Below are 13,074 nucleotides of genomic sequence, written 5' to 3'. Positions count from 1 at the left end.
CATTTTGTGGTATGTGACTACTAAGTTGATGGTTTTACTAAGTCTTCGTCATCAAGCGGTTTACACTCTATTTTGGAGAAACAAAGGCAGATTGTAGGGAGCGTCACATATCCTAGTGAATATTTCAGGTAATTTATTCGTGATTTCGCAATTATGTCAGTTTTAAGGTTTATGTTAGATTTAAAATCTTTTTTATAATCAAGACAGAAATCTTTGTATCTACCAAAGGTTCTTATTTATCCTTAATAAGTAGTAATAATTTTTTAAGAATGCCGAGGATTCTTGTCATAGACGATGACCCAGCAATTTCAGAACTCGTTGCCGTCAACTTGGAAATGGCTGGCTACGATGTAAGTCAAGCTGAAGATGGAATTAAAGGTCAAGCCTTAGCTCTCCAGCTACAACCAGACTTGATCATGCTTGATCTCATGTTGCCAAGGGTAGATGGTTTTACAGTTTGCCAACGCCTGCGTCGAGACGAACGCACAGCCGAAATACCTGTTTTGATGCTGACTGCCCTTAGTCAAACTCAAGATAAGGTAGAAGGCTTTAATGCCGGGGCAGACGACTATCTTACCAAGCCCTTTGAGGTGGAAGAAATGCTGGCACGAGTCCGGGCATTATTGCGGCGTACTGACCGCATTCCCCAAGCAGCAAAGCACAGTGAAATTTTGAACTATGGACCTCTGACTTTAGTTCCAGAGCGATTTGAGGCTATTTGGTTTCATCAAACCGTGAAACTCACTCATCTGGAATTTGAACTGCTGCACTGTTTGCTGCAACGTCATGGTCAAACTGTTTCCCCTAGTGAAATCCTTAGAGAAGTTTGGGGCTACGACCCAGATGATGATATCGAAACTATTCGCGTGCATATCCGGCATTTGCGGACTAAGTTAGAACCAGATCCCCGCCACCCTCGCTATATCAAAACCGTGTATGGTGCGGGATACTGCCTGGAATTGCCTAGTATTCCACCATCAAATGAGGGTGCTACCACATCAGTAGTTGAATGAAATTTTGCTCAATGCCCTTAACTATAGGACACACTGAGGAAGATGCAGTTTGTAATGTAGGGTATCACAGGAAATTCTACTCTTCAAGCAGTCGCGCTGCGCGTGTCTAGATTTCGCTTCGCTAATTACCCTACAGGTAAGCTTTGCCCGCAAATTGACACATCCATCGCTACAAATCAACGCTAAACTTTCCTAAAATAAATGGCACTCCCTGTTGGCAGAATCTAGGGAGTGCCATTTATTTTAGTGCTGAGTTGTGTTAGCGGTAGCGCGGCGTTTAGCCGGTTGTGAGACTGAGTTGTGAGTCCTGAGTTGTAAACTCACTCATTGTTACTTGTTTTACTCCTGATGAGGGTGCTAAAGCATTACTCATTACTCATTACTCATTACTCATTACTCAGCACTCATGATTAGGGTGCTAAAGCGTTACCACGAATTAAACTACCAATTGTTTTGGCAGTGATTTTCAACTGGGTAAAGGGGTTAGCTGGGACGACTGTTTTATACAGATAGCTATCAAAGGTGAGTTTTTGTACATCCAAGTCCCCACACATTTCTACAAATGCTTCGCGGGTAGCATCAGAACGATAGAAGACTGTTTGCAGGATGTCTAACACTTTGTAAGTTAGACCGTATTTTTTATCCCAACGTTGGATATAAAGCTTGATTTCGTTTTCTGTAGGAATACGGCTACCATTTTGGGAAATTTCCACAATGGTTTCTGCACACATCCGCCCAGATTTAGCAGCAAAGTAAATGCCTTCACCGGAAGATTTGGTAACGTAGCCAGCCGCATCTCCGACTAAAGCAATACGACCAACTACACGCCGGGGACGTGGATGTTCGGGAATGGGGTGGGCTTCTACTTTGATGATTTTACCGCCTGCTAGTTTTTCGCTGGCACGGGCGCGGATACCAGCTTGTAACTGTTTGATGCTGGCTTTGTTGACGTGCATTGTGCCAGTACCGACGGCTACGTGATCATATTTGGGAAAAACCCAAGCGTAGAAGTCTGTAGAAACGTCATTACCGACATACATTTCGGCAAGGTCGTTGTAGTATGCCATTTTATCTTGGGGTAAGCGAATCCGCTCTTGGAAAGCGATCGCATAGTTATAATCCCCTGCATCCATTTCTTTGGCAATGCGGGAATTTGCCCCATCTGCTCCGATAATTAAATCGACTTTCAGGGTTCTGGTAATCCCTTGTACAGCACCTTCACTATGATCAATATAGTGAATAGTATATGGATCGGTGTTATTTGATGGTATATCTACTTTATGAACAGTGGCATTAATTAAATTTGCCCCCAGTTTTGCCGCCCGATCCCGCAAGAAGCCATCTAGCACTTCGCGGCGGCACATTCCTATATATTCATCTTGTTTTATTAAATTGATATCAACCTCACGATTGGAAGGTGAAATCATTTTCATCTTCCGCACCTGGCGATCAATAATCTCTGGTGGTAAATCAAATTCACTTACCATACACAGAGGTATCGCACCTCCGCAGGGCTTGGCGTTATCTAACTTCCGCTCGAAGAGATAGGTCTCAATCCCAGCCTTTGCTAGTGTTTCAGCAGCAGAGGAACCAGCTGGGCCTGATCCAACAACAGCAACCCGTAGTGTCAAAGGTTTTCTCCCAATCTTCACATTTACCGAAAGCATCGTACCACGGTCTTTTGACTGATTTCGCGCTCTCCCTCCAGGTTTTGACAGAAATGCAACATTCCTTAATATTTCGATACAAAAACTCAGTGGAGAATTGGGGAAAAATTAATTCAAAATTCAATAATTTCTGGGGACTGGGGGACAAGCAAGTTAGAGGGGGACTAATGACTAAAGATTTTTACGAGTAATTTAATCTCAGCGCAATTAGATATGGTATATATTAAATTACGGTAAACCTAGCAATAAGCCGTAGTTAGAGTGGCAGAGGTACAGAACTTGTGGGCATAGTAGTTGAAAATGTATCCAAGCAGTTCGGAAGTTTTAAAGCTGTTGATCAAGTCAGCTTAGAAATAGACAGTGGCTCATTAGTAGCTTTATTAGGGCCATCTGGGTCTGGAAAGTCCACGCTACTCCGCTTAATTGCTGGTTTAGAAATGCCAGATAGCGGCAAAATCTTGCTTACAGGTAAAGATGCCACAAATCAGAGTGTGCAAGAGCGGAATATTGGGTTTGTATTTCAGCACTATGCTCTATTTAAGCATCTAACAGTCCGGCAAAATATTGCTTTTGGTTTAGAAATTCGTAAGACCCACGCTAAAAAAGTGAAAGGTCGAGTCGAACAGTTGCTAGAATTGGTGCAATTAAGTGGATTAGGCGATCGCTATCCATCACAATTATCTGGTGGTCAAAGACAGCGCGTAGCTTTAGCCAGAGCATTAGCCGTAGAACCCAGTGTATTACTATTAGATGAACCCTTTGGGGCATTGGATGCCAAAGTCCGCAAAGATTTACGCGCTTGGTTACGTCGTCTCCATGATGAAGTTCATGTGACTACTGTGTTTGTCACCCACGACCAAGAAGAAGCAATGGAAGTCTCAGATGAAGTTGTGGTGATGAACCAAGGACGTGTAGAACAAGTAGGAACACCGGCAGAAATTTACGATAATCCGGCGACGGCTTTTGTGATGAGTTTTATCGGACCCGTGAACGTCTTACCCAGCACATCGAAGATTTTTCAAAGCAGTGGGTTTGATTCGTCACACCCAGATGTATTTTTACGCCCCCAAGATGTAGTGATTGAAAAGCACGCTAACGGTGCTACTGCACCGGCGACAGTCAGTCGGTTAATCCACTTAGGTTGGGAAATTCAGGTAGAGTTGACCTTAGATGATGGTCAAGTGGTGAATGCTCACTTAACGCGCGATCGCTTTAACGAATTACAGTTAGAAGCACAGCAAAAAGTATATGTCAAACCAAAGGATGCTAAATCCTTTCCCTTGTACTATTCCATCTAGATGAGTTGTCTGTGCAACTTAACAAAGTATAGGGGTTTAAATCCCCGTAGTTTTGATGACTAATTGAAGAAGAGATAAGGGAGCAGGGGGGACAGTTGGGGGATTCGACACTTCCCTGGGGGAAGCTCCGCGTTGGCGCGCTTCACAGCAGGAAGAAGGGGGTCATTTCCCCCTACCTCTTCATTGAAGCTTTATATTCATTTACATATCTATACAGATTTCTACGTATATACTTCATATTATTTCAGCCTGTAATTTTAAAGCTAAGAAAAATTTCTAGTGTGCGCTTTTTAAAGTTGTCTATGTTACTCCTGTCTCCCCCACTAGGTGATGGTAGAATTACTGCACACTAACTAAAAAACATATTGAATTGGTCAGCAAGTAACCGTGATTACACAGGTACTTGGGTGCAATAACTTTTGAATTTGTCTAATAAGAACAAGAGCAATCAGTATTGTAAGCAACAACCATGAAATATTAGTGGTGTGAACAGTTCAACGTATCATCAATGAAAAGTTTCTGAGTAAAGATTCGTAACTCAAGAAACTTTTAAATAATATTACATAGTTCTGGAGAGGTAAGAAACACTGTTATAAATAGCAAGAAAGTATAAAAGCTATTAAGTATAACCAACTTAAAGTTATTGGTATGGCATAAACATCACTCTAATCCTGAAGTAAAGACCAATCACACAATTCGTTGGATAACCTATTAAAGAAAGTTATAGCTATTACACATATAGTTGTAACTTACAAATAAAAACAACGAATTTATTACCACCACTCGCTGAAATTAATTTATGAGGTCATGCAAAATTGACTGGTAGATTGTGCTGTTCTTTCAAACATCTAGCATTATTTGAATCAAGTAAATATCTTTGGCAAATTAGTAGATTATGAAAATTAAATTTACATTTAAATTTGTCATCAAGATACTGAATATATTGATATAGGGAAATTTTGCTTTCTTTTAGGAGATATATTATTAATGATTTTTACTAAAAGCTAGGTAATAAAAAAAGTACAAAAATAACTTAGCATTCACTCTAGGCTATAAAATTTTGATATCCAGTTACAGATTTGAATAACAGCATCAACGAGGACACAAAAATGAGTCAAATTATTCACCTAAATAGATTAATTGCCTTTACTGCTATTGCTTCTATAGCTATATTTAATATCAAGCAGTTACACGTCAATGCTCAAGAAATACCTAATACTCCTCAAGCCACAACTACCCAAAAGATTTGCTCTTTAGACCCTGTTGAGAATTTGTTACCTTCCCTACCAGGTCAAAAAACTAGTTCTTTGTTTTCTTACCTTGCAGAACAAGGCTTTTCACGTGCTGAAGATGGTTCTTGGGTGTGCTATGTGAATGATCCCAACAAAGAGGGACGCTACTACACATTGTTTAAAGTGAAAGAGCAGGAAGGCAAGTTAATTGGTAGTTCTTTCTTAGATAATAGCAGTCTGATTTTAGGGCAAGACAGCCGCAGTCTAGACTTCTTTATGACTCTGATTGAGCGTCACACTAATGTAACGCAGGAAACTCAACCGAGCATACGCAGATATTTAGAAGCCTTTATTACTCTAGTCAAGGATGGAAAAATCAAACCCTCCCGTCGTGGTTTTCTCTTCGATCAGCCAAACCGCGCATTAATTATGTATCACCCACTGACGACAGGAGGACTTAAAGGAACAGCAATTACTATTAATATCCAATTACCTAAAAATATCAGTTCTTCTTCACCTCAAAACTGATTATCTATCTCTCACATAGAGATTTTCCAGCCTCATTAATTGCTCTTACCAAGCATTCAATTATTCTGTGTCATCTACCGGAGAAGGGTCTTGTTGAAATCGACTATCAAAAATATCACACTTGTCTGTTCGTCTTTACTCACAGCACTGATTATTAGCCAGACAGCTAATGCACAGCAGCGAGGACTAAATGTTGGCGCGCCGGTAAAGATTCCACCAGGACAAGAATCACAGTTATTGCAGTTCCAGCTACAAAACAACGAAGCTGGTTTGCGTAAGATGCGAGTAATCCCTGAATGTGTTGTGGGATTTGGTCTAAGCTGTAATAAAACTGGTGGGGTAGTTCAGAAAATTATTGAATCTAATAGTGGACTTACCTATCAAGAGATGCTGATGAAAGCAGCTGGTGGAGATGATAACTACCGTAGGTTTGCTGGTTTTTATAATAACAATCCCAATCTTGTTCAAACACCCTATACTTCATTTTGGAGAGACTCATCTCCAATAGTTCTGGATAGCCATCAATATGCACTGGGAGGTCTTGTCAGTCGTAGACCTGTGAGTGGTTTGGGGGCTGTTACTCAAAACTTCGCTTGGTCGCCATTAAAGGGAGAAAATTTACGGAATGGATTGCTCAATTTTAAATATGCTTTCGGACGTGTTTTTTTAGAAGAAGCATCAAAAATTCCTGACCTAACACAACAAATTCGTGATCTGAGACTAGACCCAGATATGAGAGATTTTTATCTGCGTAATCTCTCTAAAGGATTAAATGCTTTGCGGACAGGAAATGAAGCGGAACTGAAGAAAAGTATTTTGGAAATCATGTCTCGTCCCTATACCCCCAATTCACAAGGTGATGGTTGGTATGGAAGGAAAATAGTTCAACCTCCAGATAACTTGGTTGGAAGAGGTGAAATAGTTCCTGGGGATACATTTGCTGATTTAACACTTCCGTCAGTAGCCGATGACAAGGTATTAGACATAGCAGAAATTCCTGGCGAAGAAGTTTTTTCAACTCCGTCAAAAGGTCGTCCTGGCTTGTTCCCAATCTTTGCAGGGCTAGGTTTATTGGCTTTATTCCTGCTATTGCTGGGTGGTAGAAACAATCCATCAAGTACAGCTAGAGCTGCTACTCCATCTGTTCCTGAAATTACTGAGACACCAACACCACTACCTCCCGATTATGTATGTCCTGATTTAAATCTTGGTGGTGGTTCTGGGAATAGTGGTCAAGTGAGTGAAGTACAATGTGACATTCCCATAACCCAGATTCCAGAAGTGAAGAAGGTAGTAGAACCTTCTGCGTTGAAAGCGATTATTTTGTTAACTTTGATATTATGCCTAGTCAATTACAAAAAAAGGCGTAGACAACAGTTAACTTAAACATCCCACTGAGAATTTTTAGACCGCGTGGAAATGAACTCTATTTAATGAGTGTCTGTTAACAACCATATAAATACTTGAAGGGAATATTATTTTGAAATTATGAATAGAGAAAAAGTATAATAAGGTTTCAATAAAAATCCCTCAGTAGTCAGCTGAGAGATTACACGTTTTATTACTTTTCACACGAAATTTATCCCACTTCCATAGCATACCTATACTTTTGCAAATAAGTGTGCCAAAATGCCTATTTGTCATTAGTCATTACTTATTCTCCCCTGTCACCGTTTAACTGACCTGACTTTTCACGGGATCTGGAAAACCCCTCTCCAAACCTCTCCCCTACAAGGAGAGAGGCTTTAACTTTTCCCCCTTCCCTACTAGGGAAAGAGGGAGTTAGGTTTCGCGTTAGCTTTTCCACATAACGTGAAAAGTCAGTTCAACTGACGCGGCTCGACTGAGCTTGCGGGGCGCGTCACAGCGTTTCCCCAGTCTCCAATCCCCAGTCCCCAATCCCCAGTCCCCAGTCCCCAATGACCTGGCTACCTGCACCCAAAAATTTAAACTTATTACCAGATGAGGTTCATGTTTGGCAATTTCATCTTGATAGAACAGAATCAGAGTTAGAGAATTTAACAGCAACCTTATCTAGCGATGAACTGACTCGTGCTAACAGATTTTATTTTCCTGAACATCGGCAACGTTTTATTGCGGGTCGTGGTATTCTCAGGCAGATATTAGGCGGCTATTTGGGAATTGACCCAGAACTAGTCAAATTTGATTATGAAGCCCGTGGTAAACCATTGTTAGCCGCAAGTTTACAGCACAGTGGCTTGTTGTTTAACTTGTCGCACTCCCAAAATTTAGCTTTGTGTGCGGTGAATTATACTCGTCAAATTGGTGTGGATTTAGAGTTTATGCGTCCGATGTCGGATGTAGAAGCTTTAGCTCAAAGGTTTTTTCTACCAAAAGAATATGATTTAATGCGATCGCTACCTGACGATCAAAAACAAAAAGTTTTTTTCCGTTATTGGACTTGTAAAGAAGCTTATTTAAAAGCCACTGGTGATGGACTAGCACAATTAGAACAAATTGAGATAGCACTAACTCCCACAGAACCAGCTAGGTTACAGACATCGCAAGCTTGGAGTCTCCTAGAGCTAGTGCCTGATTGTAATTATGTTGCTGCTCTTGCTGTGGCGGGTTGTGGCTGGGAGCTAAAGTATTGGCAGTATTAACCATCTAAGCCATTTCCCCGAATCAGCCGACTGTCATTTTTATTAACGTCCAATAGCAGCATACCTAAAATTACGCCTATTTTCTGCCCGTCTTTGGTTGAAATTCACTATATCCAACCAGCGATAAAGCGTATCAACCGCAGTGGGAGCAATTTGTCCCATAGCTAACATCAATTTCGTCAAACCTTCCATAATTGGATTGTGATTGACAATGATTTGGGTGTGCTTGCCTTTAATTGCACGCATTACCGCATTTAAACCTAGTTTAGGCGTACTCGTACCCGCTAACTTGGGTGCAGATACACACGGATCAATAGTCATACCAGTTTCAGAAATATATCCTGGGCAAACGACGGAAATATCCACATCGCGGCCAGCTAACTCTTGACGGACGGCATCAGCCCACATAATCAAACCTGCTTTACTGGCAGAATAAATGCTGTTAAAAGCAATACCTTTTTTACCGGCCAGCGAAGCAATGTTAACAATGCGGCCGCTACCTCGTTCCATCATGTTGGGGAGTAATAAACGAGTTAATTCCATAGCAGCCAATAGATTAGTTTTGAAGACAGACTGAATTTCTGATAGCGAATAATCTGCGAAAGCACTATTAATTTCTATGCCAGCATTATTGATTAAAATATCAACATGGCCGACAGTTGCGTGAACCTGCTGAATTAGAGATGATAATTGTGCTACATTGGTGATATCGAAAGGAATAGAGATAGCCCGACCACCTGCGGCATTGATTGCTTGACAAATTTGCTCTAATCCTGAAGGGGAACGAGAAACACACACCACTGTTGCCTGCTCTTTAGCCAGAGCGTGAGCAATGTGCAAACCAAGACCGCGTGAGGCATCGGTCAAGAGGACTGTCTTACCTGTGAGAGTTGTCATTATAACCTGCTAGTACCTGTATTCTGATTGGCAGGATTCACGCATGATACAGTTGATAAACTCTGTGCAGCCTAATTCAGACAGAGACACATACAGTTCAAACCATCAGAACAACTACCCACCCATCTACAACTAAATGCGATAAAGACAGCTACACTTCATACTTGCTTAGAGAACTTAAGCTGGGAGACTGCACTCATATTGCAGAAAATTTAGGAAAATAGACCTATAACAGTGTTGATCGCCTTCTGTTGCAGTACAGGCATACAGTCAAGGATTTGTTCAGTGAGGTTTAACTTTATATCAACTTCATTTATAGCATTTATTTTATGAAGCTAGTGTTAATAGCAAACTTATTTATAGGTGACAGGGGACTGGGGACTGGGGACAGGTGACAGGGGACAGGTGACAGGGAGTAGTGCTAGACAATCACAAGAAAAACCCAGCCTCTTGTCGAAACTGGGTCATGGACGCATAAAATTTAATTTTTTGTAACCTCTCCGCGTACCTCCGCGTTTACCTCCGCGCTACTCTGCGTTAAATCTCTCCTAAGCCAGAGTCAAAAAACCACTCTGAAGTAAGTACGCGATGTAGGTCATGAATAACTTAGAATCAATTGGCGCACAAGCAACATCACTACCAGCCAAAGCCTTCACAGTTTCTTCACAACTAATGTGAGGTCTTCTAGCTTTCAGGTACAAATCGGGAATAGTTAATTGCTCATCAGACCAACGCTCTAAGAGGAAAGGACGCAAAGTATACAAAGGATTATCTGTAGAGGTTGCACTTTCAATTAACTTAGCTTGCCATTCTTCGTAGGGAATGATGTTAATGTCATAACCAAAAGAGCGTACCCAGTCAACTAAGACATTCAAACCTACGGGTTCGGGATGTTGTAAGTGGAAAGCTTGACCGATCGCATCTTTTTGCATCGATAGATGTACAATCGCTTTGCTGACATAATCTACAGGGGACATATCCAACATATATTCCACTTCCGGGAAATATCCCATTTGCAGACAACCCTTAACCATCAAATTGATAAAGTCGTGGGTGTTACCGATACCTGTCTCACTGTCAGCAGCGATGAGGGGGGGTCTATGAATAGTAACAGGTAAACCGCGATCGCTCGCAATCTTGACTAACTTTTCTGCAACCCATTTAGTTTGGGAGTAACCCAGATAAATCCCTTCCCAATGGCTGAAATCATCATCTTCTTTTACTACCTGGCCAGCATAGACAGGAGATTCAAACACCGCCACACTAGAAACATAATGCACAGGCTTCACTTTCACCTGACAAGCCAAGCGCAAAACCTCTTGAGTTCCCAAAACGTTAGCAGCTTTTAATGCTGAGTAAGGGAAAACATAATTTAACAAAGCACCACTATGATAAATAGTGTCAATTTCCGCCGCTAAAGTTTGAAACTGTGTAGAACTTAAACCTAACAACGGTTCAGATAAATCACCAATCACAGGGATAACTCTAGACTTACTCCCATCCTGACAAATTCCATAGCGTTCTAAATTCTTTTGCAGCTTACTATCAGCTTCGTCCAGGTTAGCAGCACGCACCAAACAATAGATATCAGCCTGAGTTTGCTTGAGCAATTCCCGAATAATGAAAGCACCTAAAAACCCGGTAGAACCAGTTAAAAATACTTTCTTCGGTTGAGTTACAGGTAAAGCAACAGGAATAGCACCACCAGGATGAATTGTAGGGTCAAGAACAGCTTCAGCCTGTAAGTTCAAAGTGGGGGTATCAGCGTTGAGACTAGAAGTATTTTTTGGACGTACAACACCTGTGTCTTGTACATCTGATTTTTCTTCCACTTCCTCAGCTAAACGCTGTGATAATGATTCAATTGTGGGATAATGCCACAACAACAAAGGAGACGGTTGAAAGCCTAATAATTTCTCAAGTTGACTCACCATAGTCATGGCTTGAGCAGAATCCAAACCATAGCTTTCTAAATTAATACTAGGGTCAATTTCATCAGCTTCTACTGCTAGTAACTCAGCCAGATGAGACACCATCCAAGCTTGAATCTCTGCTGCACTATAAGATTGTGTTACAGTCATTTTCAATTCTCCAATAATTTTCTACGCGTCCCTTACACCCCTATACCCCTATACCCCTACACCCCTATTTCTTAAGAACGAACTGGACGATATTGCATATAGAAATCAGGAATTTGCATTCCTTGTAATTTCAAACTTTGAATGCGATATAAAAACGCTGCTCCCGTCATAATATGATCAGCAACATCAACAACATGACGATTATGTGCTTCAGCTAAATAAGAACCACGCACCCAGTCATTAAAACTTCCCATTGCTGGGCCACACCAAATTTGATAATCAACTTCTCTACCTTTTTCAGCCCCAATAGACCAACGAGAAGATAATCCTAAATACCACCGAAAAATTAAAGCCATTTTCAGTTTAGGATTATTAACTGCTTTACCTAACTTTTCAGGATTTTTTTGTGATAAGTAAGCAGCAGTTCCTTCCCAAACCTCAGCAATAGTTTTGCGGAAAACTTGTTTTTCTAACTTCTCTCTTTCTGCCAGAGGAATTTCTTCAATTGAGTTATAACTGCGGTACAATTCATACAGTTTTTGCGCTCGCATGGGGAACATTGTCGCCCGTTTGAGAACTTGTACCTTCACGCCCATTTCAAACATATCGCCTGCGGGGGCCATAGTTACATCAGCCATTTCCGCTTGAGCTAATAATTTCTTGGTATGCTCACAAGCACCAGATTCAACACAAGCTTGATTCACCGAACCAGTAACTACATAAGCAGCACCCATCATAAAAGCTGCTAAGGCTGATTCTGGGGTAGCAATTCCGCCGGCTGCGCCAATTCTAATTGCTTGGGGATAATGATATTGAGCTTGGATTTCGTCCCTTAAAGCAATCATTGAAGGGAGCAAACAAACCAAAGGACGATTATCAGTATGTCCACCAGAATCAGCTTCGACAGTAATATCATCAGCCATTGGAACTTTCGCTGCAAGTTTAGCTTGTAACTCAGTAATTAAACCTTGTTCCAGCAATTCTTGCAGGATTCTCGGTGGTGCTGGCTGCATAAATTTACTCGCTACTTCGCGGCGAGAAATTTTCGCAATGACTTTATTTTTGATTTCAATTTGATTCGCATCATTTAAACTTAGTCCCGCAACTCGGTAATAAACGATGTTAGGAGTTAAGTCTAAAAATGCCGAAGCTTCAACAACTTTCACCCCATATCTCAAATATAAATCCACAGCCCGGCGTTCGACTGCCATATCATTAGGACTGTGAATTAAATTGAATGCGTAGGGGCTATGAGGTAAGGCTTGCTGAATTTTATTAATGGCTGCTTCTATGGTATCGGGTGTTAAACCACCTGCACCAAAAGAACTCAAAATTTTATTTCTACCTAATGCAATGACCATTGCTACTGACGCAAGACCGCCAGCCATTGCTCCAGTCATATAGGCATATTTCACGCCGTAAGCTGAGAGAAAACTAGGGTCGCCTAACTGTTGGCTGGGGATGGGTGCAATTGATGTTAATAGCTCTAATTGTCCTAATACGCCATGTTCAGATGGTGCTAAATAACCATCATTAGTTACGCCAACTTTACCTGCGACTTTGACAACGTAACAAGGTTTATCTAAAGCCAGTAATTTAGTTTTGATATCTGTTCGTTCAAAAGCTACACAATCTAAAGAACCTTTCCAGACTAGATTGTGATTGTAGGTATGGCTAGAAAAGCCCAGACCATTATCATGTTTATTTATAATCGTATCCACAGTCGTCACAGTC

Annotated in this window: 9 protein-coding genes; 5 read left to right on the top strand and 4 right to left on the bottom strand. The window is 41.1% G+C overall.

The window, feature by feature from the left end:
- Nucleotides 1–269 precede the first annotated feature (269 nt).
- A complete protein-coding gene (locus L6494_RS18215) occupies nucleotides 270–1,013 on the top strand; it encodes a response regulator transcription factor (RefSeq protein ID WP_237989091.1) in 744 nt (247 codons plus the stop codon).
- Between the two features lie 410 nt (nucleotides 1,014–1,423).
- Here L6494_RS18215 and chlP read toward each other — a convergent pair whose 3' ends face one another.
- Nucleotides 1,424–2,680 carry a geranylgeranyl reductase gene (gene chlP, locus L6494_RS18210; RefSeq protein ID WP_237989090.1) on the bottom strand — a complete coding sequence of 419 codons (1,257 nt, stop codon included), beginning with the start codon at nucleotides 2,678–2,680 and terminating at the stop codon, nucleotides 1,424–1,426.
- Between the two features lie 281 nt (nucleotides 2,681–2,961).
- Here chlP and L6494_RS18205 point away from each other — a divergent pair, with 281 nt between their 5' ends.
- From L6494_RS18205 to hetI, 4 genes are all read left to right on the top strand, one after another.
- The gene (locus tag L6494_RS18205; protein WP_237989089.1) at nucleotides 2,962–3,978 is read left to right on the top strand and encodes a sulfate/molybdate ABC transporter ATP-binding protein; all 1,017 of its coding nucleotides are present in this window, start codon (nucleotides 2,962–2,964) and stop codon (nucleotides 3,976–3,978) included.
- A 1,109-nt stretch (nucleotides 3,979–5,087) separates the two neighbouring features.
- Complete coding sequence (locus L6494_RS18200; protein WP_237989088.1) at nucleotides 5,088–5,738, top strand: hypothetical protein; 651 nt, start codon at nucleotides 5,088–5,090, stop codon at nucleotides 5,736–5,738.
- Nucleotides 5,739–5,828: 90 nt separating this feature from the next.
- Entirely contained in the window at nucleotides 5,829–7,124 is a 1,296-nt protein-coding gene (locus L6494_RS18195; protein ID WP_237989087.1) for a hypothetical protein, read from the top strand.
- A 533-nt stretch (nucleotides 7,125–7,657) separates the two neighbouring features.
- On the top strand, nucleotides 7,658–8,362 hold the full coding sequence (gene hetI / locus L6494_RS18190) for a 4'-phosphopantetheinyl transferase HetI (protein WP_237989086.1): 705 nt from the start codon (nucleotides 7,658–7,660) through the stop codon (nucleotides 8,360–8,362).
- 42 nt (nucleotides 8,363–8,404) lie between these two features.
- Here the strand turns inward: hetI and L6494_RS18185 are convergent, their stop codons facing one another.
- From L6494_RS18185 to L6494_RS18175, 3 genes are all read right to left on the bottom strand, one after another.
- Nucleotides 8,405–9,259, bottom strand: a complete 855-nt coding sequence (locus L6494_RS18185) for an SDR family NAD(P)-dependent oxidoreductase (protein WP_237989085.1) — start codon at nucleotides 9,257–9,259, stop codon at nucleotides 8,405–8,407.
- Between the two features lie 548 nt (nucleotides 9,260–9,807).
- Nucleotides 9,808–11,340, bottom strand: coding sequence for a thioester reductase domain-containing protein (locus L6494_RS18180; protein WP_237989084.1), 1,533 nt, complete (start codon nucleotides 11,338–11,340; stop codon nucleotides 9,808–9,810).
- A gap of 71 nt (nucleotides 11,341–11,411) precedes the next feature.
- Complete coding sequence (locus tag L6494_RS18175) at nucleotides 11,412–13,070, bottom strand: PfaD family polyunsaturated fatty acid/polyketide biosynthesis protein (RefSeq protein WP_237989083.1); 1,659 nt, start codon at nucleotides 13,068–13,070, stop codon at nucleotides 11,412–11,414.
- Nucleotides 13,071–13,074: the final 4 nt, after the last annotated feature.

Source organism: Nostoc sp. UHCC 0870 (assembly GCF_022063185.1).
Lineage (GTDB): Bacteria > Cyanobacteriota > Cyanobacteriia > Cyanobacteriales > Nostocaceae > Trichormus.
The sequence above is the reverse complement of the archived record's forward strand: the minus strand, read 5'-3'. Positions and strand labels throughout refer to the sequence as shown.

What these genes read in the sequence shown, in the direction of transcription:
- L6494_RS18180 (WP_237989084.1), bottom strand. Translation starts at nt 11,340, where the DNA reads ATGACTGTAACACAATCTTATAGTGCAGCAGAGATTCAAGCTTGGATG.
- L6494_RS18200 (WP_237989088.1), top strand. Translation starts at nt 5,088, where the DNA reads ATGAGTCAAATTATTCACCTAAATAGATTAATTGCCTTTACTGCTATT.
- hetI (WP_237989086.1), top strand. Translation starts at nt 7,658, where the DNA reads ATGACCTGGCTACCTGCACCCAAAAATTTAAACTTATTACCAGATGAG.
- chlP (WP_237989090.1), bottom strand. Translation starts at nt 2,680, where the DNA reads ATGCTTTCGGTAAATGTGAAGATTGGGAGAAAACCTTTGACACTACGG.
- L6494_RS18185 (WP_237989085.1), bottom strand. Translation starts at nt 9,259, where the DNA reads ATGACAACTCTCACAGGTAAGACAGTCCTCTTGACCGATGCCTCACGC.
- L6494_RS18215 (WP_237989091.1), top strand. Translation starts at nt 270, where the DNA reads ATGCCGAGGATTCTTGTCATAGACGATGACCCAGCAATTTCAGAACTC.